Source organism: Vibrio coralliilyticus (assembly GCF_024449095.1).
GTDB classification, from domain to species: domain Bacteria; phylum Pseudomonadota; class Gammaproteobacteria; order Enterobacterales; family Vibrionaceae; genus Vibrio; species Vibrio coralliilyticus_A.
The window spans coordinates 2323037-2345312 of the sequence record NZ_CP024627.1 but is presented as its reverse complement, the minus strand read 5'-3'; the positions used below and the strand labels follow the sequence as shown (position 1 = coordinate 2345312).

Here is a 22276-nt window from a genome sequence, read left to right as displayed (position 1 = left end):
ATCAACCCTCTTGCTATCCGCGCCTTATTTTACTTTGCTTCTTCTTCCATTTGCGCATTGTCGACAACATGATTTTCACCCAGGTCCTGTGGAAGTAACAGGTTGAGAAGGATTGCGACGATACCACACAAACTCACACCTTGTAGGCTAAATTCGCCAATACCAAAAGCCATACCGCCGATACCAAATACTAAGGTGATCGCAACGATAACTAGGTTGCGGGATTTGTGCAGGTCGACATTGTTCTTGATAAGGGTGTTTAGGCCAACCGTCGCAATTGAACCAAATAATAGGATCATAATGCCGCCCATAACCGGCATAGGAATGGTTTGCAGTGCTGCACCAAGTTTGCCAACTAAAGCTAATATAATGGCGGTCACCGCTGCCCAAGTCATGATTACGGGGTTGAAGGCTTTGGTCAGCATAACGGCACCTGTCACTTCAGAGTAAGTCGTATTAGGCGGTGCGCCAACCATAGATGCGGCAATCGTTGCTACGCCATCACCAGCAACGGTGCGATGTAGGCCTGGCTTTTTCAGGTAGTCTTTACCAGTGACATTGGAGATAGCCAACATATCACCGACGTGTTCGACGGCAGGGGCTATCGCGACAGGAATCATAAATAAGATTGCGTTAATGTTGAATTCTGGCGTCGTGAAATTAGGTAGTGACAGCCAAGCCGCCTGCGTGACTGGGCCAAAATCGACCACGCCATATACTAGGCTGGTTAAATAACCTGCGATAATCCCACCAAGAATTGGCATTAACTTGAGAAAGCCTTTAGCGAAAACGCTGATGATGATTGTTGTGAGTAAGGAAATACTTGAAATCACAAGCGAAGCATCAGCGTCGATGAGCTGCGTTCCATCACCACCTTTACCTAATGCCATGTTCACAGCAACGGGAGCAAGGCCCAGCCCTATCACCATGATTACCGGACCGACAACAACAGGAGGCAGCAGCTTATGAATGATTTCTACGCCGCGGAGTTTAATGACTGCACCCATAATGACGTAAACAAAACCCGCCGCCATTAGCCCCCCCATGGTGGCTGGAATGCCCCAAGTTTGGACACCGTAAAGAATCGGGGCAATAAAAGCAAAAGACGAAGCAAGGAAAATAGGTACAGTCCGTCGGGTCATAAATTGAAAGAGAAGGGTTCCAAGACCAGCACCAAACAATGCAACACTAGGGTCTAGCCCAGTCAACAGAGGTACCAACACGAGCGCACCGAATGCAACGAAAAGCATTTGAGCGCCTTGAATGGCATTTTTCATCTTTATTTCCTTTAGTAGCAACTAAGAGCAGCGATAGCAGAGCCTGCTAAACACAAAATTCGCGGGATCTTATCACCTTGGCAAACGATTGCAATCTGAGCCGGATCAAATAAACAGTAATTGACCAATAACTTAGCTTGATGACTTCAAGGGGCAAAACACATAAATTTGAGCTTTAGTTGCTCCAAATTAGATAGTTGCTTATCATCCGAAGTTGCAATAAAAAACTGACTTTAGGAAAGCTATGCGTCATTTAGTTTTGTTGGCTTTAGCGCTAGTAGGATTACCTGCAGCAGCATTGACCAATGTAGATTTATATCAAACAGAAATTGTGCTCGACCAAAGTGCTGACAATGCAGACGCACAAGCGCGTGTGGACGGGATGAAAGAGATCATCGTCCGAGCTTCCGGTGATCAGGATGCGGTGTCTAATCCTGTGGTAAAAAAGGCGCTAAAGCAAAATTCTCAGTACCTTACTCAAATCAGCTATGGGCAACAAAATGGTCAGCAAACACTACGATTAGGCTTTAGTGCGACGCATATTCGTTCTTTGTTGAGTCAGGCTCAACTCCCAATTTGGCCTGCAGCACGCGCCAACCTATTAGTGTGGTTAGTGGAAGAAACTCAGCATGATCGTAATATCAGTTGGGAGCACTCTGATTCACAGGTACTGAATCAGATGCGTATTGAAGCACAAAGACGTGGCTTACCATTGACTGTGCCTGTCGGTGATTTTGATGATATTACAGGTGTCGCTGTCTCTGATTTATGGGGAGGTTTTGCACGCCCAGTAGGTGAGGCAAGTCAACGTTATCCAGTAGATGCTGTATTGGTTGTCAGAGTGCAGGGCAACTCGTTGCGCTGGACTCTATATGATCAAAAACCCGCTACGATAGGCGTTACGCGTCAGGCACCTGTGTCTGGATCTAATGGTGGTGCAGAAGCAGCAATGAAAATGGTTAACCAAATCAGCGACTACTATGCGAAGAAGAGTGCTGTTGTTGTTGCAAGCGAATCTTCTGAAACCATCAAGGTGCGGTTTACTTCACTAGATAATGCTGTCGATTTCTTTACTGTAGAAAACCAGCTCAAGAAGCTAAGCTCTGTGGCATCGTTGGATATTCTGAAAATTCAGGGCAATCAAGTTACATTTAATATCCACTTATTAGCTTCTCAGGCAGAATTTGAACATGAAGTGACACGCATGGGAAAAGTGGTGCAACTAGAAAGTGCAACTGAGTCACAGCCGGTCGTTAAACAACAAGAGCAGAGCGAGCAGCCTGTTGATGCCGTAAATGATGATCTATCAACAGAGTCAAGTGACCTCACTGTTGATGTACCAGAGATTATCCCAGCAGAGCAAGTGCTGGTGTTTGAGTGGCAAGGTGCTCCCACGAGAGCCACCATTGACCATACAGAGTCCCCCGAGGGAAAAACTGACACAGCTCTTGATGAAGTCATTGAATAATAAAAAGGTCTGGCAAATGCCAGACCTTTTTATTCGAATCGTTCTTTTTCTTCTTTCTCTACTTTAGACAGCCGTTTGAGTTTGAGTCCTAACTCTTTACCTCTTGAACGTGCGTAGAGAATATTGCCGACAAAAGCGGCAGCTGTCAGTACCAGCTCAATGCTCGCTAACCAGCGTTCACCGCCATCCACATAGAGGATGGTAAAGGCATGTAAGAAGTACAACATGAGCACAAAGTTTGCCCACGCATGTGTGTAAGGCTTACCTGCGAGGATCCCGGGCAGGGGTAATAACAGAGGGATACTCCAAGCAATGGCAAGTGTGGTGCTGCTGATGTGAGGGTGGGGAGATAAACTGAGTTGCCACAGTGCGACCCAGGCAAGTAAACCTAGATTGCCAAACAGTGCAAGAAGTCGAAACAGTTTTGTATGAGATTGCATTGCCTGCATGTTTTATTTGTCCTTCACTTTTAAAGCGGTAGTAGCGAGGCGCCTGCCTAGCGTTTGTGCCAGCTCGTTCTCTTCTTTACTTAATGTGTTGCCATCATGGCTAACGGAGGTAGCTCCATAAGGCGTCCCGCCCGTTTGAGTGGTATGTAAGCTGGGCTCCGAGTAAGGGATCCCTAAAATCATCATGCCATGGTGGAGAAGAGGCAACATCATGGTTTGCAGCGTGGTCTCTTGGCCACCGTGTAAGCTAGAGGAAGAGCTAAATACACAGGCTGGTTTGTCAATCAAGTCACCAGAGACCCATAAAGACGTTGTCTGGTCCCAAAAGTGTTTCAAAGACGCTGACATATTGCCAAACCACACCGGGCTTCCCATAGCTAACCCGTCACAGTTTTGTAGTTCCTTCAAGGTCAATACAGGATCTTGAGGTGTAATCCTTTCATCAATATCAGCGACGGTTCTAATCAAGGCTTCACAATGAGGGATAGACTCTATCCCCCTAGCGATTTGTCGTGCTAATGCGCGAGTAGAACCGTGTCGACTGTAATAGAGGACAACGATTGAGCAACTCATAGAATATCGAGAACCTGCTCTGGTGGACGGCCATGCTTGGCTTGACCGTTATTGACCACAATTGGTCGTTCAATCAGTTTGGGGTTGTTTGTCATGGCTTCAAAAAGCTGCTCATCTGACGCTTGAGCGAGATTGAGCTCTTTATAGATATCTTCCTTAGTGCGCATCATGGCACGCACTTCAGTCAGGTTAAGCTGGGCGTAGAGTTCTTTCAATTCCGCAACACTAGGTGGGGTTTCTAAGTATTTTACGATTTCAGGTTGGATGTTTTTTTCTTCTAGTAGTGCCAATGTTTGTCGGCTTTTTGAGCAACGTGGATTGTGATAAATCACGACTGACATAATGTTAATCTCCGAATTATAAGTAAGCAGCACTGAGTGCTGCTTGGTCGTTATTGTAGAGCCATAAAACGATCTCGCTGAACCATCAGCTGATCAATACGCGCATCGTAACGTGCTTGCTTGAGACTGCCAAGCTCCGCGAGCTGACTTGCCTGAGTATAATACTGAATAGCCTTATTCCAATTGGCTTTGAGAGCTAAGACCTCGGCTCGTGCAGCAAGGTCTTCGTCACTGCGACCAAGATGAATATTCGCTTCTGAAAGCAGGTGCCAGCCGTTGACATCATTCGGGTTGTCGTGGGTATACCGTTGAAGGACTCTGATGGCTTCTTCATTCTTGTCTTGCTTCATTAACACATTCGCGTAATTGATCGTCAGTACTGAGTTCTTAGGTTTGTCCTTAAGTGCCGCTTGCAACATATTCTCAGCTTGTGATGCTTTTTCCTGCGCTATATACAGGTCAGACATGGCGTCGAGATAGAAGTTATTGTCAGGTTGCAATTTGATGAGTGATTGCAAAATCTCACTGGCTTCGTCCAGTTCATTGTTATCAAGATGAACCAGCGCCCGACCATATTGGAATGAAACTTTGAGATTTTCTGGTGCTTTCTTTTCTGTACGAGAAAACCAATCCATGGCTGATTTCGCACTGATGCCTGCATATCGAGCGACAATACGAGCACGGGCTAAGTTATAATTTAGTGAAGGATCGACACGACGGGCTGGGTAATTCTGCGCTCTTGCACGACTATCGGTAATGCGATCTTCCGGCAATGGGTGAGTCAGCAACATTGGCGGTGGCTTGCTAGCGTATCGATACTCATCGGCTAGGCGACTGAAGAAGCGTGGCATCGCATTAACGTCATATCCCGCTTTGGCTAAGGTATCGATGCCAAATCGGTCAGCTTCTTTTTCGTTACTGCGTGTGTAATTTATCTGGCCTTGAATGTTTCCCGCAGTAGTGGCGGTAATTGCGGCGATCCCCGCTTCTGGGGCCGCAATAGCCAGCAACAGAGAGCCTGCTAGTGCTGCCATGGTTGCCGGCGAACGTCGTGCTTGCTCTTCCATACTGCGAGCGAGATGGCGCTGAGTAACGTGGGCAATCTCGTGAGCAACGACCGAAGCCAACTCACTTTCGCTTTGGGCATGAAGAAACAGTCCGGTATGTAGAGCGACATACCCACCAAAGAATGCAAATGCATTGATATTGCGGTCACGGATCATAAAGAAGGTAAATGGTGTCTTAACGTCATTGGCGTTAGCGACCAATTGGTGACCTAAGCTATCAATGTACTCATTCAATACTGGATCATTGACGATGGGCTGATTATTACGCAGCATGCGCATATAGGCATCACCGTATTGCAGCTCCTGATCTATGGTCAGTGTACTACTGGCTGCGGTACCAATATCGGGTAGGTCAAGAGTATTGGCGTAGATAGGTGATGGTGCACCAAGAGAAGCCGCTACACATAAGCAGACAATCGAACGCGTATGTTTAAACATATTTTATCGGTGATACTCCGTGATCATTTGGTCTATCCACTCTGTCTGTACCATTTCGTTATACTTATGGCATCAGGACAAGAAGTATAGCTTTTGACACTCGTTAACTGAGATGGTTTCACAGTTGTGAGAAGGGGTAAAGCCTTTAATAAGTGATACCCTTGGCTTTCGTGCTGATGCAAAAGTGTTCCACTGAGACGAGTCATTTCAATGTGAAACTTTTCGGCATCGATGTATTTGCACTGACGCTTGGAAAAAAACACTATACAATATTCTTTCTATGATAAGTATCGGGCTGAAGAATGGAACTGAATCTTTTGGATTTGCGTCAAGAGCGTTGCCCAATGGCGCTACTGTTAGCCAAGCGCCACACTAAGGCGTTGAGTGAGGGGCAGCAAACCAGTATTTATGTCTCTGATTCCAGCTCTTTGTCCGATATAACCTCTTTCCTACTTAAGCAGTCATTTGAATTGGTGTGCGAAGAGTTGGATGGCTATTACTCTTTGCAAGTGACTAAAGGAACCTTGTCGAATGTTTGAAATGGTGAGTCGCTGGTATAAGCGACGCTTTTCTGATCCACACGCTGTAAGCCTAGTGGCAATCCTGCTCTTTGGTTTTATCACGATTTATTTTTTTGGCAATTTGATTGCGCCTTTGCTGGTGGCTATCGTGTTAGCTTACTTGCTTGAATGGCCTGTATCCCAGCTATCACGCCTTGGTATTCCCAGAACCTTGTCCGTTATCTTGGTGATCTTAGGTTTCACCAGTTTGATGCTGGTAGCGGTTTTTGGGTTGGTTCCTACTATCTGGCAGCAGGTCGGTAACCTGATTAATGATATTCCTTCAATGTACACCGGGCTGCAAAAAGTGATAGCTGAGCTTCCGCAGCGTTACCCCGAGCTGGATAATTTTCAGATTGTTGAATCTTTGGTGTCCAATGCAAAGAATCAAGTCATTGTGATGGGGGAAACGGTAGTAAAGGGATCACTCGCATCATTGGTGAGTATTGCGACTTTGGCGGTTTATCTAATTTTGGTGCCGCTATTAGTGTTTTTTCTATTAAAAGACAAACAAGAAATGATTGCGATGGCGAGTGGTGTTTTACCGCGTAACCGCAAGCTGGCGAACAAAGTATGGCATGAGATGAATGAGCAAATCTCGAATTACATTCGCGGTAAGGTGATGGAAATCTTGATTGTCGGTGGGGTGAGTTATGTAACATTTGCCATTTTAGATTTACGTTACTCGGTATTGCTAGCGGTTGCTGTCGGGCTCTCTGTGTTGATCCCTTATATTGGTGCAGCCGCAGTGACCGTGCCTGTTGCTATCGTAGGTTTGTTCCAGTGGGGACTAACGCCACAGTTTTACTGGTTGCTGATTGCCTATGGTATTATTCAAGCGCTGGACGGTAATGTTCTTGTTCCAGTTCTTTTCTCTGAAGCGGTAAATTTACATCCCGTTGCCATTATAGTTGCGGTGTTGGTTTTTGGTGGCTTATGGGGATTCTGGGGAGTCTTTTTCGCTATCCCGTTAGCGACGTTAGTCAAAGCAGTTTGGAATGCGCTACCCAGCAATGATGAGGAAGTGCATTCATATCCTAGTTGATATGTTTGTAAAACTTATAGCATATATAGCCCTAATGCATTTTGTGCATTAGGGCTTTTTATTTGCGCAAACGGTATATACTTTTTAAAAGATTGTTGTACAAAGTATGAATTTTGTAAGAAATTTCTTAAGTCTGCTGTGGTTAGGGCGATAATAACTAATGACAACATAACAATTACAAAACGAATTAATCTTTGAGGGACACTATGAGATTTAGTCAAAAAATCGTTGCTGCATCATCAGCATTGCTGTTGGTAACCGTGGTATTACTTTCGGTGCAACAACTGAGTACAGTAAAGGATGAAGTCGAGGACTTGGTTGATACCAGCCTCATTGAAATGGTGAAAGGGGTGAAAAATACCGTCACTTCTGAAATGGCAAGCAAGAAATCCCTTGCTCAATCCACCACCGAGGTGATTGAACTCGACCCTCAAAATAAAGCCCGTGTTAAAGATATTCTTGAAAAGCCCAATTTAAAAGGCAGCTTCTTGGCTGTTGGATATGGTTATGAAGTTGATGGTTTTGTTGTAGAAAATGACGACGGTTGGGAAGCAGGCCCTGATTATGATCCAAGAGTTCGACCTTGGTACAAAGATGCCAAAGCACAAGGCAAGCTCGTCGTAACGGCCCCCTATGTGGACGTGTCTTCAAAGAAAGTTATTATTTCTATTGGTACTCCTGTTCGAGATAATGGCCAGTTTACCGCAGCTATGTTCTACGATTTAGAGCTGACAGGTTTAGCCGATTTAGTGAATAGCGCTAACCTATTGGATGCTGGTTACTTGTTTATTATCACCGCTGATGGGACAACCATTGCTCACCCTGATGCCAAAAATAATGGCCAAAACCTTTCTACCTATTTGCCTGAAGCGAGTATCAAAGAAGGTAATCAACGTATAGAAAAAGAGGGCAAATCCTACCTCGTTCACTTTACGAAAGTGCCAAGTGAAAACTGGTATATCGGTGCGATTGTTGATGAAAGCATTGCATTTGCAGCAATAGACGATATGCGTAGTAGCTCGATCCTTTATGCTGTGATTAGTGTGGTGTTGAGTGTGGTGGTACTGAGCTTCCTGATTAAGTTCCTTATGAAGCCTCTAGGTACACTCAATGAAGCAATCAAGGATGTCGCTTCGGGGCAAGGTGATCTGACCAAACGTCTAGACACAAACACGGATAAAGAATTTGCGGAATTGGCTGAAGGCTTTAATACCTTTACCGAAACCTTGCAGAAGCAAATCCAACAGTCGAAAGCGATTGGTGCTGAAATTCTACGTGGTACGGAAATGACGGTTCAGGGCTCTCAAGAATCTGCTGAAGCGATGCGTAGCCAACTGCAAGAGCTGGAACAGCTAGCCACTGCAATGAATGAAATGGCTGTGACGGCAACCGAAGTGGCAAATAATGCTCAAGGCGCAGCCGGGGCTGCGAAGGAAGCCGATGAAGCAACTCAGCAAGGTTCTTCTGTGGTGAGCGAGACCACAGTATCAATTGATGCTCTATCTGCTCGCATCGATCAGGCTGTTGAAGAAGTTCAAGGGTTAGAATCTGCGACTGCGAATATTGAAACCATTCTTAAAGTCATCAATGATATTGCCGACCAAACGAATTTACTGGCTTTGAATGCGGCAATCGAAGCAGCGCGTGCTGGTGAGTCTGGTCGAGGCTTTGCGGTTGTTGCAGATGAGGTTCGAACTCTTGCGCAGCGTACCCAGGAATCCACGACAGAGATTCGCAGCATGATCGAGCAGTTGCAAGCCGGAGCAAGCTCCGTGTCTGCGGCTATGCACGAAAGTAAGAACACAGCAGTTGATGCGGTAGATAAAGCACAAGCTGCGGATGAATCTTTACACCGAATCCGTGATGCCATCCAGCGCATTACGGATATGAACATGCAGATAGCTTCTGCAGCAGAAGAGCAAAGCTTAGTGGCGGAAGAGATCAACAGCAACACTGTTAAGATTAAAGATCTCTCCACGCAAGTCGCAGACTCAGCCGAGAATGCCAATATTGCCATGCAAGTTCAGACTGAGAACGTGCGTGAGCAAGACGCCATTTTAAACAAATTTATTGTCTAGAATCCCAACAAAAAACGCCAGCGACTCGCTGGCGTTTTGTTATTAGCTGAATTATTTGTTTTCGTTTAGATAGTCCAGCACGACTTCATGGTGGTTTTTGGTCTTAAACTTATCAAAGACGTGCTCAATCACACCTTCTTCGTTGATAAGGAAGCTGATACGGTGTAGACCGTCGTAGACTTTTCCCATGAACTTTTTCTCGCCCCAAACACCGAACTGTTCTGCTACTGCATGATCTTCGTCAGAGAGCAGAGTGAAGTTGAGGTTATCACGTTCAATAAATTTACCCAGACGTTTTACTGGGTCGATACTGACACCTAATACAACCACATTGTGTGCATCCAGCTCAGCTTTAGTGTCACGCAGTCCCTGAGCCTGAACAGTACATCCTGGCGTCATGGCTTTCGGGTAGAAGTAGAAAAGAACTTTTTTGCCGGCAAAATCACCGAGTGAAACTGTGTTGCCGTCTTGATCCAGCAGGGAAAATGCCGGAGCTGGAGTGCCAGCTGTTAGCGTGTTCATTGATTTTCCTTTTTATTGACTGTTCTTTATGAAATTTAATGAGCCTTGCACGTCAAGGCTTGAGCATAGTGCTTCGAAATCTTCTTGGAGTTGCATCAAGTTACATTCTGCATCCACTGTCGCTGTCAGTGCGATGTGGAATTGGTTGTTCTCTGAATGAACTTTTGCTTTATCTATGGTCTGTGCACTGAGTGACGCAAGGCCAATATTTTTATCTGCGAAGAACTGAGTGAATTTTTCGGTTAACCCCAACTTATCATCAGACTCCACAAACACTTCAAGGCTGTAAGAATTGTCAGCGTATGCGTGTTGTGATGTACGTTTCATCATGGTGATGAGATCAAGTTCTTGGCCTAACAATGGTAAAGTGGTCTCTACACGTGTGATGGCGGCGTTATTGCCAGACAACAGCATAATCAAGGTGAACTCATTGCCGAAAAGCGCAATGCGACTGTCGACAATATTGCATCTAGACTGTGTGACCAAGTGAACCACTTGGTTGCAGACGCCTGGGCGGTCTGTCCCTACCGCTGTAATCACCAAATGTTGAGTCATAGTATCACTTTGAGCATTGTTATGATTATTAATGAGATAGCTTAGCACAGTTGTCGAAGAGAAAAATGCTCGCAATGGATAAAACTGGCGCAATTTTCGTCGCTTGCTTTTCTGCTCGTCGGAGAGCTTGATATTTCTAACTTCAGGCTGACAACAGGCCTTTAAAAAGGCGTAAGTTGCCAAAGTTCTAACATCTGATAAATATTCATTCAAATAGGTGATTTAAGCGGGTTTAATCGCTTGTCTTTTTCAATCGCCTTACAGTACCATGCAGAAAGTATCTAAATTAGGGAGAAAGACATGTTTTCAGGAAGTATCGTAGCGTTAATTACACCGTTTAATGATGATGGCGAAGTAGATTACGTAAGCCTGAAAAAACTTGTGGATTTTCACGTTGAGTCTGGCTCAGATGGAATTGTGGCCGTTGGCACTACTGGTGAGTCTGCAACGTTAACTGTGGAAGAGCATGTCAAAGTTGTAACCAAAACTGTAGAATTTGCCGATGGCCGTATTCCTGTCATTGCTGGTACAGGGGCAAATGCGACACATGAATCCGTGACTTTCAGCCGATTACTTAACAACTCAGGCATCTCTGGTTGTCTGAGTGTGACGCCGTATTACAACAAACCGACCCAAGAAGGTTTGTACCAGCATTACAAAGCGATAGCGGAAGAGAGTGATGTTCCACAAATCCTATATAACGTGCCAGGTCGTACTGCAGTGGATTTATTACCGGAAACCGTTGCTCGTCTTGCTGAAATCGATAATATCGTGGCGCTGAAAGACGCAACGGGCGATTTAAGCAGAATTGCAATTCATCGTGAACTTTGTGGCAAAGATTTTATCTTACTAAGTGGTGATGATTCGAGTGGCCTTGATTTTGTTAAGCAAGGTGGCCAAGGTGTGATTTCTGTAACGAATAACATTGCGGCAGCCGATATGGCGAAAATGATGAAACTTGCTCTTGAAGGCAAGTACGAAGAAGCCGAAATTATCAACCAACGCTTGATGCCGCTTCATAAGAATCTGTTTGTTGAGTCCAGCCCAATCCCAGTTAAGTGGGCGGCGCATAAGATGGGCTTGATTGCTCATGGTGACTTAAGATTACCGCTGACAGAACTGTCTGAAAATGCTCGCCCTATTGTGGCGCAGGCGATGACAGAAGCTTGTATTTACTAATTCAGAATGAATTGCCGAAGCACTGAGCTTCGGCATTTAATTATCAGGAGTTTCAATGAAATTGTCTCATCAGCTAGTTGTCAGTTCGCTAGCTGTTTTTGTTTTAAGTGCCTGCTCTGGGGACGCAACGCAACGTCGTCAAGCTAAGGACGATTTTGACTATCTCAATACCCCACCACTATCGGAATGGAAGAATATCGAAGGTGTTCAGCCACGTGTTTACACCAACTACCAAATCCCTCAGGGTGAGTTTGCTGGTGGAACTGGCCGTGACGTTGATATCCGCCCACCACAGCAAGTGCTTGAGCTGATTCCTGGCGCACGAGCTGAGCGTCAAAACGGTGAAGTGACTTTATGGCTGTTGCGTAAAGATGAGTTGGATAAAGTATGGCAGACAGCTCTGACTATGCTGAAAGAGCAGAATATTTCAATTCGTGAGCAGACAGATAACCGCATCGAAACCGATTGGGTTAGCTGGGTATCGGAAGATGAAGATGCCGAAATTGGTTCTCGCTACGAAATTACTAGCCTAGAAGCCAATAACCGTTATGGATTTAAGATTTCCTTAATTGACTGGCGTAAAGCGGGCAAACAAATACCAGTGTCAGCTACGAATAAAGAGCGTTATAACGCATTAATGACTAACTTAGTCACTGCGCGTTATGATCTCGATATTCGCCAAGAAGCCGCTCGTCGTGCAGAAGAACTGGTTAAACAGATCCCAATTTCAATGGGGACAGACAGAAGTGGCTTCCCGGTGATCATCGCCCGCACGCCTTACAATGTATTGTGGCCTCGTTTGCCTAAGCTTCTGCCAGAAATGGGGTTCACTATTGAAGAACGTAGTCAGTCGCAAGGTACAGTAAAAGCGAAATATGCGGCTCCAGATGATGAGTTTTGGACAGAAATTGGCGTTAAACCTATTGGTCTGTCTTCAGGGACTTATACTTTCCTATTTGGTGATTTAGGGAACCGCACTTCAATCAACGTTACCGACTCTTCTGGCAAGCCTGTAGAAGAAGAGTTGCTAAAAGATATGGTACCCGTTCTATCAGCAGTAGTGGATAAACACGCGAAGTGAAGTTACGCTAAATAAGCAATAAAAAAGCTGACTTTTAGAGTCAGCTTTTTTTATGTTTGTTGTTTTGCTTTGGGCTCGATTAGAGAACCATTGCCGCAATCCAACCAAACACAATCAATGGGATGTTGTAGTGCACGAAAGTCGGGACTACAGTTTCCCAAATGTGTTCATGTTGACCATCGGCATTGAGACCAGAAGTAGGGCCAAGTGTTGAATCAGAAGCTGGAGAACCCGCATCACCCAAGGCGGCAGCAGTACCAACTAGAGCGATCGTTGCCATTGGCGAGAAACCGAATGCGGCTGCCAGTGGAACATAAATAGTCGCTATGATTGGGATGGTCGAAAACGAAGAACCGATACCCATTGTGACTAACAGGCCAACGATGAGCATCAATAATGCCGCAAGCGGTTTGTTATCGCCAATGCTGGTAGACAAAGCTTCAACCAAAGATTCGACACCACCAGTCTGCTTCATTACGGCAGCGAAGCCTGCTGCAGCGATCATGATGAAACCAATCATCGCCATCATATGCACACCTTTGGTAAACACATCATGGGTTTCTTTCCATGCGATCACACCGCCAAAAGTGAAGACCATAAAGCCTGCGAGCGCACCAATGATCATTGACCCTGTTGTTAACTGAACAGAAAGAGCAGCCAAGATACCTGCACCTGCGATTAGGATGTTCTTTTTGTTAATAGAAGGCGTGTTTTCTTCAACATGCGTCAGCTCCGTTTCTTTATACTCACGAGGTTGACGGTAGCTAAAGCAAATAGCGGTCAGAAGGCCAAATATCATGCCGGCGGCCGGCAGTAGCATAGCCACTGGAACTTGGCTGGCGACAACGGATTCTAACCCGTTATCGTGGAGGTTTTTTAGCAGGATGTTGTTAAGGAAGATACCGCCAAAACCGACAGGAAGCACCATATAAGGGGTAACGAGGCCGAATGTCAGCACACAGGCAATCATACGACGGTCAAGCTTCAATTTTGCAAAAACGCCTAACAGAGGTGGGATAAGAATAGGGATGAAGGCGATATGTACAGGTACGACGTTTTGCGATGACATGGTCACTAAGATCAGTGCGATTAACACTGCGTACTTAAGACCTGTCGAAGCAGAGCCGTTTTCTTTACCGTGGATACGTTTGATAACGCTATTGGCTAGCAAATCGGTGATGCCAGATTTGGAGATAGCGACAGCAAATGTCCCAAGCATTGCGTAGCTGAGTGCAATCGTTGCACCTCCACCAAGGCCGCTTTCAAATGCCGCAACTGCATCATTGAGGCTCATGCCTGCAACGAGGCCCCCAACAATTGCACTGAATGTCAGAGCGACGACGACATTCACACGCATCAGGGCGAGAAGCAGCATGATGCATACTGAAATTACAACAGGATTCATAGTTTACTCGTTTGTTGTGTTTGCTTTTTTAGTTATTGTCTTCAACGTTTTCACCAGCAAGTGGCCAGCCACCCAGAGCTTTCCATTTGTTGACGATGCCGCAGAAGAGTTCTGCCGTTTTTTGTGTGTCATAAAGGGCAGAGTGGGCTTCTTTATTGTCAAATTCCATCCCAGCAGCTTTGCACGCTTTAGCTAACACAGTTTGGCCATAAGCCAGTCCGCTTAGTGTAGCAGTGTCAAAGGTAGCAAAGGGGTGGAAAGGGACTCGTTTTAGCTTGCTACGCTCACTGGCGGCCATCACAAAGTTATGATCGAAAGTTGCGTTATGAGCGACGATAATTGCACGGCTGCAATCGGCCGCTTTTTGTTCTTTGCGCACAAGCTTATAAATTTCTTTTAGGGCTTCGGATTCAGGTATTGCACCACGTAGTGGACTGAAAGGATCGCGAATGCCATTAAAATCCAGAGCTTCCTTCTCAAGGTTTGCTCCTTCAAAAGGCTCAACATGAAAATGTATGGTAGAAGCGGGCTGAAGATCGCCATTTTCGTCCATTTTCAGAGTGACGGCACAGATTTCTAACAGTGCATCCGTTTTAGCGTTAAAACCTGCTGTTTCTACATCAATAACGACAGGGAAATAGCCACGAAATCGTTTTTTGAGCGTCAATGCTTCGTTTTCTACAGTCATGTTGGCCTAGTATTATGTGACAAGGGCAGCATTATTGCAGATTCTCAAGGTAAGACAAACCGGATTGGCGAATTAATAATGCTCAATGCTTATTGATAGGTGTGAAAATATGCTTAGACTTTTTGGCGAGGTTTTTGCATTCCTAAGTGTTGTAGAAGTATTAGCGGCAACTTTGCGCCGTATTGAGTAAGAGAATCCGTACCCCATGAAGAGACTGTTAGCCACTAGCTTAACGTTACTATTTACCTCTATTGCCAGTTCAGTATCGGCAATGGATGTTCGCTATGTTGCTAAGCCTCAGCAATCGCAGTGGCAGATGATTGCAAACACGCCACTGGAGTGTCGAATGGTACATCCGATTCCAAATTATGGTGACGCAGTATTTTCGTCTCATGCTAGCAAAAAAATCAATCTTGATTTCGAATTGAAGATGAAACGTCCAATGGGTAAAACCCGTGATGTTTCGTTGGTATCCATGCCTCCTGTCTGGCGCCCTGGTGACAGCTCGGAGCGCATCACCAATATTCGCTTTTTTCAGCAATTTGATGGTTATGTCGGTGGACAAACAGCGTGGAGTATTCTGACTGAATTGGAGAAAGGGCGCTATCCCACTTTCAGTTACCAGGAATGGCAAAGCCGTGATCAGCGTATAGAAGTGGCATTATCTTCCGTGTTATTTCAGCGTTCCTACAATGCATTTAGCGATTGTATCGCCAACTTACTACCGTATAGCTTTGAAGATATTGCTTTTACTATTTTGCATTATGACCGTTCAAGTGTGCAGTTGAACAAAGCGTCACAAAAACGTTTGGCGCAGATTGCCGAATACATTCGTCATAACCAAGATATCGATTTAGTTTTGGTGTCGACTTACACTGCCAATGATGAAAGTAAAAGTGCTAGCCAAAACTTATCAGAGCAGCGTGCTGAAGTATTACGTGACTACTTTAAATCTTTAGGTTTACCAGAAGACCGAATTCAGGTTCAAGGCTATGGCCGTCGTCGCCCTGTCGATGACAATTCTTCACCAATAGGCAAAGATAAAAACCGTCGAGTTGTAATATCACTGGGGCGGACGCAGGTTTAATTTAGACGAAACCTTGCAATGAGATTACAGTTAGTGGCGGTGTCTATGTCCTGAACAAGTTTGGCTATTTTGGGGTTTGGGTGTCTTTTCATGAACTCAATCAATGCTTTTTTACAGCAACCCATAGAGTCGACAAAGGCATCACAATGGTGGTTTGGACATTGCGGTACTAGTGTCAGCACCTTTTCGGAAGCAAGTTGAAGATATTTCAGTTCATACTTGGTATCGCCCATCGTGCGCCAAAACGAAGCCATATTATGGCAGGAAATCACTGAAATCATCAGGCGCTCTTCAACGTCGATCTCACTTGAGTCACTAATTCGTTCGCTTAATGTTAACGCTTGTTGGTAGTGAAGAATGCTACGCAGATGATCAGCATCATTCATTGCGATATCAGCCAGTAACGTGTGTTTTTCCCACTCGGCGACGCCCATTGTTTTCTCACTCTCCAAGTTCACAATACCTGGAGGTTAAATGATAACCATTATCATGTAAAGTGAAAAATAATAGGGTAACAGAGTGTCACCCTATCGAGTCAGTACTGGAGGTGATCACCCTTCAAGGCCAGCAGATGCTTGTTTATTTTGGATTAGCTCGAGCATATAGCCGTCAGGGTCTTTGACGAAAGCAATGTGAGTCGTGCCTCCCTTGACAGGGCCTGGTTCGCGAGTCATATTGCCGCCAGCCGCTTTGATCGCATCACAAGTTTGGTAGATGTCTTCGACACCAATCGCGATATGGCCAAACGCACTGCCCAGATCGTACTCTGTGGTACCCCAGTTGTAAGTCAGTTCAATGACTGCCCCTTGAGATTCATCACCGTAACCCAAGAAAGCGAGAGTGTATTCATACTCTTTATTTTCATTGGTACGCAGCAACTGCATTCCCATTACTTCTGTGTAAAACTTGATCGACTTTTCTAAATCACCCACTCGTAGCATGGTGTGTAAAATACGCCCGTTTGACATTGCTTTGCTCTCCTAGTTTTCTGGGTAAACTTTCTCTTTAAACTCACACAAATCTTCAATGATACAGCTACCGCAGCGCGGCTTGCGTGCAACACAGGTGTAGCGCCCATGAAGAATCAACCAATGATGTACATCGAGTTTGAATTCTTTGGGTACGACTTTGAGTAACTTTTCTTCCACCTGATCGACATTTTTGCCCATCGCGAACTTAGTGCGGTTAGAGACACGGAAGATATGCGTGTCTACAGCAATAGTTGGCCAGCCGAAAGCGGTATTCAGTACCACATTGGCAGTCTTGCGACCGACGCCAGGTAGAGCTTCCAATGCGGCTCGATCTTCAGGGACTTCGCCATTGTGTTTATCCAGCAGAATACGGCAAGTCTTGATGACGTTTTCCGCTTTTGAGTTAAACAGACCAATGGTCTTTATGTATTCTTTGACGCCATCAACGCCCAAATCGAATATTCCTTGTGGTGTATTCGCAACCGGATAAAGCTTGTCGGTTGCTTTGTTAACACTCACATCTGTTGCCTGAGCGGATAAGAGCACGGCAATCAAGAGTTCGAAAGGGGTACTCCAGTTGAGCTCAGTCTGAGGGTTAGGGTTGTTTGCCCTTAGACGTTCCAGTATTTGTACTCGTTTTTCTTTATTCATTTTGAAGCGGCTTTCCAGTGTGTAGACCAGACATTACTGATTCGTGACGCGAGCGCGTTCAATGGTCGGTTTTTCTTGTTTTGGCTGACGAGCTTCTAGCTGTTTATCTATGATGTTTTTCAGTGCGATGAGTAACCCAACGCCAATAAAAGCTCCGGGTGGAAGAAGTGCCAGCAGAAAACTATTATCAAACTGGAATATTTCAATGCGCAGGGCACTTGCCCAGCTGCCAAGCAACAGGTCAGCGCCATCAAATAAGGTACCATTGCCGATCACTTCACGCATCGCACCTAAAACGACCAGAACACTAGTCATTCCGAGGCCCATCCAGAAACCATCCTGAGCCGAGGGTAATAAGGCATTTTTAGAGGCAAAAGCTTCAGCACGACCGATGATAATACAGTTGGTCACGATAAGAGGAATGAAAATGCCCAAAGAGAGATAGAGGCCGTAAGCGTATGCGTTCATCAGCAGTTGAACACAGGTCACCAGAGCGGCAATGATCATCACGAAGACGGGGATACGCACTTCTTTTGGCACATAGTCACGCACTAAAGATACAGTGACGTTGGACCCTACTAATACCAGCAAAGTGGCGATCCCCAAACCTAAAGCATTGGTTACGGTTGAAGAGACTGCCAACAATGGACAGAGGCCTAGTAGCTGAACCAGTGCGGGGTTGTTGTCCCACATACCATTTTTAATCAGTGTTTTGTGTTCACTCATTGTTGCCTCCACAATTAAGTGGTTGGTTCTGGATTTGTGCGCGATTGTCGTTTACAAATTGTACGGTATTTTTGACCGCTTTGACGACTGCTCTTGGGGTAATTGTCGCACCAGTAAATTGATCGAATTGGCCACCATCTTTGCGCACCTTCCAGTCAGCTTCATTTTCAGGTGTGAGTTTTTTACCAGCAAAACTCAGGATCCAATCAGTGACACGCAAGTCGATTTTATCGCCTAACCCCGGTGTTTCCTGATGAGCCAGTACCCGTGAACCTAGCACTGTACCGTCTTGTTTAATACCGACGATAATTTTGATCGCTCCGTTATAACCGTCCGGCGCAATGGCCTCGATAGCCAATGCGGTGGGTTCGTCATTCTTGCTCGCCATATAAACAGGCATTGGAGTATCCGTACCAAGGGCGGGATCTGTGACCATGGTGCAGGACTTATACAAGCTGTTGTCATGCATTTGTTGTGGAATCACTTGATTGAGCACAGACAACAACTGGGCTTGCTCCTGTTGACGGATCTGCTCTTTAGTTAAGTAGTGAGTGAGGGCGACGACACCTGTTGAAGCACAGGCGAAAATCGCGAGTATTACACCGTTCTTGCGAATCGCGTTTAACATATTGCTCCTTAGTGCCCGTACGTTCTAGGTTTGGTGTAGTAATCGATCAAAGGCACACACATGTTACCAAGCAGCACAGCAAAAGCGACGCCATCAGGGAAACCGCCCCAACTACGGATGATGAAAACCATTGCGCCAATAAAAGCTCCGAAAATTAGCCTACCTTTCACCGTGGTGGATGCAGAGACAGGATCGGTGGCAATAAAAAATGCACCCAGCATGGTAGCACCTGATAGCAAGTGGAGCAGTGGGGATGCTGTCTCTGCTGGAGTTACGATAGCAAATAGGCCGCTCATTACTGTCAAACCGACAAGGAAGCTAACAGGGATGTGCCAGTTAATGACTTTCAATTTGATCAGTACCAGTCCACCTGCGAGATAAGCCAGATTGACCCATTCCCAACCAATACCGGCTAAACCACTGAACTGAGGCTGGCGGAGAACTTCCGCAGCAGTGTTACCTGTACGCAATGCCGTTTTGAACGCGTCTAGTGGTGTGGCCATGGTGACACCATCAACACCTGTTCGGATCTGCTGGAGTGATAGGCCATCAAGGTTAAATCCTGCAAAAATCAGCGAAAAAGCATCACCGAAAGATACGGCTGTCGGTTGAAGTTCCATCGGTGAAATCCAACTGGTCATCTGTACTGGGAAAGAGATCAAGAGCACAACGTAAGCGACCATTGCTGGGTTAAACAGGTTCTGCCCAATACCGCCATAGAGGTGTTTAGCAATCAAAATAGCGAAAATTAAGCCAATAGTAATTAGCCACCAAGGGGATAGAGGAGGGATAGCCACAGCAAGCAGCCAAGCCGTAACAATTGCGCTATTATCCCGTAAAGCGGACATAGGATGACGCTTGCGAGCCAACATGACACCAGCTTCAAGCAAAAGCCCAAGAATGATGGCAAAGCCAAGTTGAATTAACGTTCCCCAACCAAAAAAGTAAGTTTGAGCAAATAATCCGGGTAAAGCACATAGTGCCACCCATTTCATTAAGTTGGGTGTGCTCCTGCGACTATGAGCGTGGGGTGAGCTGGCAATGAAAAAGGCCACTACTCGTTCTCCTCAAATTTATTGTTCTGTTCGCGTTCAGCCTTGCGTGCTTTGGCGCGTGCGATAGCGGCCGCGACGGCGGCTTTCTTTGGAGCCTCTTCGGAAGTTTGAGCGTTTTCCGGTTCAGCGGTGACGGGGTCCGGCTTACCTTCCTGCTGCGCTTTGCGTGCTTTAGCTCGAGCAATAGCAGCAGCCACCGCAGCTTTCTTAGGATCCTCTTCGGCTGCTTCGGTGTTTTTTGGCTCTGCCGTGACGGGTTCCGGTTTGCCTTCTTGCTGCGCTTTGCGTGCTTTAGCTCGAGCAATAGCGGCTGCCACCGCAGCTTTCTTTGGATCCTCTGCAGCTAATTCTGAGCTTTCTGGCTCGGCAGTGACGGATTCTGACTGACCTTCTTGCTGTGCTTTACGAGCTTTGGCACGCGCGATAGCGGCAGCCACGGCAGCTTTCTTCGGGTCTTCTGCGGCTGTTTCGGTGTTTTCAGGCTCTGCCGTGACGGGTTCCGGTTTGCCTTCTTGCTGCGCTTTGCGTGCTTTAGCTCGAGCAATAGCAGCAGCCACCGCAGCTTTCTTAGGATCCTCTTCGGCTGCTTCGGTGTTTTTTGGCTCTGCCGTGATGGGTTCCGGTTTGCCTTCTTGCTGCGCTTTACGTGCTTTAGCACGAGCAATAGCAGCTGCAACCGCATCTTTCTTATCATCGGATGAAGTGGCTGGCGTGGCATCTTGAGTCTTCTGAGCTTTTTTCTCTCTTGCCTGACGTTTGCGTTCTTCACGCAGTTTTGCCATTTCAGAGTTGTCTGGCTCCGTATCACCTGCTTGCATCGCAGCCGCTTGCTTGGCTTTTGCTTTAGCGATTGCGGCAGCTACTGCGGGTTTCACTGCAGGTTCATCCGACTTCGATTCAGATTTCTGCGCTTTTACACGCGCAATGGCAGCAGCAATAGCATCATCGCCACCGGTTTTCTTCATATCTTTGCGACGATCATCGGCCGCTTTCTTAAATCGATTTTCGCGTTCTGCTTTATCACGCTCAAGTCGCGCTTTTTTCTCTTCAAAGCGGATTTTAGCGCGTTCAGCGGCTTCGGACTCTTCTTTGCGAGTACGTATTTCGGCTTTGGCTTGGCGGTAGTATTGCACCAGTGGGATTTCACTTGGGCAAACAAAGGCACAGGCACCACATTCGATACAATCTTTAAGGTTGAGCTCTTCGCATTTGTCATATTCCTCTGCTTTCGCGTGCCATTGAAGCTGCTGAGGTAGTAGAGAAGCTGGGCAGGCCTCAGCACATTGGCCACAGCGAATACACGCCATTTCGTACTGATCTGGTGAGATCTCTCTACGAGTTGGGGCGAGAATACAGTTAGCCGTTTTGGTGATAGGCACGTTGGCATGCGGAAGCGTAAAGCCCATCATCGGACCGCCCATGATTAGGCGCGGTAGTTTTTTATCGGCTTTGTAGCCAAATTCATCAAGCAGCGATTGTACAGGGGTCCCGATCAATGCTTTGACATTACGTGGTTGCTTAAACGTGTTCCCCGTCAGGGTAACAATACGCTCTATCAGCGGTTCGCCGTCACACACAGCACGCTTGATGGCCTGCAGTGAACCGACATTTTGCACTAGTAGACCAATATCAGCAGGAATGTTATTCGCCGGTACTTCTTTGTTAGTCAGAATTTTTATCAGTTGCTTCTCACCACCTGATGGGTATTTAGTTGGAATGACGCGAATGATGATGTCTTTGTGCAGCGCGGCTTGCTCTAACGCTTTGATGGCTTGAGGTTTGTTATCCTCAATACCGATAATAGTCAGCTTAGGCTTTAAGATATGTTCAACAATCTCGATGCCCTTGATAATTTCATCAGCATTTTCTTGCATCAACATGTCATCAGCGGTGATGTAAGGTTCACATTCGGCCGCATTAACAATCAGGATTTCAGTACGAGCTAATCCAGCTTGGATCTTTTTCGCGGTTGGGAAGCCTGCGCCGCCCATACCTGAAACGCCAGCCTGACGAATAATCTCAATCAATTCGTCCGGTGTGGATTGGGTAAAGTCGTTCTGGGTTTTGCGTTCAATCCAGCGATCTTCGCCATCTGGAGAAATGACGATACAAGTTTCAGCTAGACCTGATGGATGCGCGGTGGTGCGAGGTTCAATCGCGGTGATTTTACCTGATGTTGGTGCATGAACCGGTAGCATGAAGCTAGTATCGTACTTAGTCAGCGGCTGACCTTTGAGTACCTGCTCGCCAACTTCTACGGTGATCGAGCCCGGTTTACCAATGTGCTGCTTTACGGGCAGAATGATTTCTTGTGGAATACTTGCCCTAGCAATCTGACTCTTGGTGGATTGTTTTTTGTTTTCCGCTGGGTGGACGCCCCCAGGAAAATCCCAAAGTGCGCCTGACTTAATTTGTTCGATGAGTGACAGCAT

Annotated in this window: 23 protein-coding genes; 7 read left to right on the top strand and 16 right to left on the bottom strand. The window is 46.1% G+C overall.

Annotation, left to right across the window (positions count from 1 at the left end):
• Positions 1-29: 29 nt before the first annotated feature.
• A complete protein-coding gene (locus tag CTT30_RS10975) occupies positions 30-1277 on the bottom strand; it encodes a uracil-xanthine permease family protein (protein WP_239838098.1) in 1248 nt (415 codons plus the stop codon).
• Positions 1278-1521: 244 nt separating this feature from the next.
• On the opposite strand from CTT30_RS10975, the gene CTT30_RS10970 reads away from it, so the two are divergent.
• On the top strand, positions 1522-2745 hold the full coding sequence (locus tag CTT30_RS10970) for a DUF2066 domain-containing protein (RefSeq protein ID WP_252035178.1): 1224 nt from the start codon (positions 1522-1524) through the stop codon (positions 2743-2745).
• Positions 2746-2774: 29 nt separating this feature from the next.
• Here CTT30_RS10970 and CTT30_RS10965 read toward each other — a convergent pair whose 3' ends face one another.
• Genes CTT30_RS10965 through bepA form a run of 4 tightly spaced genes read right to left on the bottom strand, consistent with a single transcriptional unit; the run spans position 2775 to position 5613 of the window.
• Positions 2775-3194 (bottom strand): DUF2069 domain-containing protein, encoded by a 420-nt coding sequence (locus tag CTT30_RS10965; RefSeq protein WP_252035177.1) that lies wholly within the window; start codon positions 3192-3194, stop codon positions 2775-2777.
• Between the two features lie 3 nt (positions 3195-3197).
• Positions 3198-3767, bottom strand: a complete 570-nt coding sequence (wrbA, locus tag CTT30_RS10960) for an NAD(P)H:quinone oxidoreductase (protein WP_252035176.1) — start codon at positions 3765-3767, stop codon at positions 3198-3200.
• Positions 3764-4108 (bottom strand): arsenate reductase (glutaredoxin), encoded by a 345-nt coding sequence (gene arsC / locus CTT30_RS10955; RefSeq protein WP_252035175.1) that lies wholly within the window; start codon positions 4106-4108, stop codon positions 3764-3766. The genes wrbA and arsC overlap by 4 nt, the downstream gene beginning before the upstream one ends.
• A 50-nt stretch (positions 4109-4158) precedes the next feature.
• Positions 4159-5613 carry a beta-barrel assembly-enhancing protease gene (bepA, locus tag CTT30_RS10950; RefSeq protein ID WP_252035174.1) on the bottom strand — a complete coding sequence of 485 codons (1455 nt, stop codon included), beginning with the start codon at positions 5611-5613 and terminating at the stop codon, positions 4159-4161.
• 302 nt (positions 5614-5915) lie between these two features.
• Between bepA and CTT30_RS10945 the strand changes: the two genes are divergently transcribed.
• From CTT30_RS10945 to CTT30_RS10935, 3 genes are all read left to right on the top strand, one after another.
• Positions 5916-6152, top strand: coding sequence for a sulfurtransferase TusA family protein (locus CTT30_RS10945; protein WP_239838104.1), 237 nt, complete (start codon positions 5916-5918; stop codon positions 6150-6152).
• Positions 6145-7218 carry an AI-2E family transporter gene (locus CTT30_RS10940; protein ID WP_239838105.1) on the top strand — a complete coding sequence of 358 codons (1074 nt, stop codon included), beginning with the start codon at positions 6145-6147 and terminating at the stop codon, positions 7216-7218. Before CTT30_RS10945 ends, CTT30_RS10940 begins: the two co-directional genes overlap by 8 nt.
• Before the next feature lie 206 nt (positions 7219-7424).
• Complete coding sequence (locus CTT30_RS10935; protein ID WP_252035173.1) at positions 7425-9296, top strand: methyl-accepting chemotaxis protein; 1872 nt, start codon at positions 7425-7427, stop codon at positions 9294-9296.
• 51 nt (positions 9297-9347) lie between these two features.
• Here CTT30_RS10935 and bcp read toward each other — a convergent pair whose 3' ends face one another.
• Together bcp and CTT30_RS10925 are read right to left on the bottom strand one after the other, a co-directional pair.
• Positions 9348-9818: a thioredoxin-dependent thiol peroxidase gene (gene bcp / locus CTT30_RS10930; RefSeq protein ID WP_239875578.1), complete on the bottom strand. Its 471-nt coding sequence runs from the start codon at positions 9816-9818 to the stop codon at positions 9348-9350.
• A 12-nt stretch (positions 9819-9830) separates the two neighbouring features.
• Positions 9831-10373 (bottom strand): glycine cleavage system transcriptional repressor, encoded by a 543-nt coding sequence (locus CTT30_RS10925; RefSeq protein ID WP_239865453.1) that lies wholly within the window; start codon positions 10371-10373, stop codon positions 9831-9833.
• Positions 10374-10673: 300 nt separating this feature from the next.
• Here CTT30_RS10925 and dapA point away from each other — a divergent pair, with 300 nt between their 5' ends.
• Both dapA and bamC read left to right on the top strand, forming a co-directional pair.
• Positions 10674-11552, top strand: coding sequence for a 4-hydroxy-tetrahydrodipicolinate synthase (gene dapA / locus CTT30_RS10920; RefSeq protein ID WP_239865454.1), 879 nt, complete (start codon positions 10674-10676; stop codon positions 11550-11552).
• Between the two features lie 55 nt (positions 11553-11607).
• Positions 11608-12633, top strand: coding sequence for an outer membrane protein assembly factor BamC (gene bamC / locus CTT30_RS10915; protein ID WP_252035172.1), 1026 nt, complete (start codon positions 11608-11610; stop codon positions 12631-12633).
• 79 nt (positions 12634-12712) lie between these two features.
• Here the strand turns inward: bamC and CTT30_RS10910 are convergent, their stop codons facing one another.
• Entirely contained in the window at positions 12713-14038 is a 1326-nt protein-coding gene (locus CTT30_RS10910) for a Na+/H+ antiporter family protein (protein ID WP_252035171.1), read from the bottom strand.
• A 28-nt stretch (positions 14039-14066) separates the two neighbouring features.
• Positions 14067-14726, bottom strand: a complete 660-nt coding sequence (rnt, locus tag CTT30_RS10905) for a ribonuclease T (protein ID WP_239838112.1) — start codon at positions 14724-14726, stop codon at positions 14067-14069.
• 205 nt (positions 14727-14931) lie between these two features.
• On the opposite strand from rnt, the gene motY reads away from it, so the two are divergent.
• Positions 14932-15813, top strand: a complete 882-nt coding sequence (gene motY, locus CTT30_RS10900; RefSeq protein WP_239865459.1) for a flagellar protein MotY — start codon at positions 14932-14934, stop codon at positions 15811-15813.
• Here motY and CTT30_RS10895 read toward each other — a convergent pair.
• The 7 genes from CTT30_RS10895 to rsxC form a co-directional block, all read right to left on the bottom strand.
• A complete protein-coding gene (locus CTT30_RS10895; RefSeq protein ID WP_239865461.1) occupies positions 15810-16247 on the bottom strand; it encodes a DUF2753 domain-containing protein in 438 nt (145 codons plus the stop codon). The two genes, motY and CTT30_RS10895, sit on opposite strands and share 4 nt — an antisense overlap.
• Before the next feature lie 117 nt (positions 16248-16364).
• Positions 16365-16781: a lactoylglutathione lyase gene (gene gloA / locus CTT30_RS10890; RefSeq protein ID WP_252035170.1), complete on the bottom strand. Its 417-nt coding sequence runs from the start codon at positions 16779-16781 to the stop codon at positions 16365-16367.
• 12 nt (positions 16782-16793) lie between these two features.
• Positions 16794-17435, bottom strand: coding sequence for an endonuclease III (nth, locus tag CTT30_RS10885; protein WP_239865463.1), 642 nt, complete (start codon positions 17433-17435; stop codon positions 16794-16796).
• A gap of 33 nt (positions 17436-17468) precedes the next feature.
• Complete coding sequence (gene rsxE / locus CTT30_RS10880) at positions 17469-18161, bottom strand: electron transport complex subunit E (protein ID WP_239838116.1); 693 nt, start codon at positions 18159-18161, stop codon at positions 17469-17471.
• On the bottom strand, positions 18154-18789 hold the full coding sequence (gene rsxG / locus CTT30_RS10875) for an electron transport complex subunit RsxG (protein WP_252035169.1): 636 nt from the start codon (positions 18787-18789) through the stop codon (positions 18154-18156). The genes rsxE and rsxG overlap by 8 nt, the downstream gene beginning before the upstream one ends.
• Positions 18790-18797: 8 nt before the next feature.
• On the bottom strand, positions 18798-19844 hold the full coding sequence (gene rsxD, locus CTT30_RS10870) for an electron transport complex subunit RsxD (protein ID WP_252035168.1): 1047 nt from the start codon (positions 19842-19844) through the stop codon (positions 18798-18800).
• On the bottom strand, positions 19844-22276 hold the full coding sequence (rsxC, locus tag CTT30_RS10865) for an electron transport complex subunit RsxC (RefSeq protein ID WP_252035167.1): 2433 nt from the start codon (positions 22274-22276) through the stop codon (positions 19844-19846). Before rsxC ends, rsxD begins: the two co-directional genes overlap by 1 nt.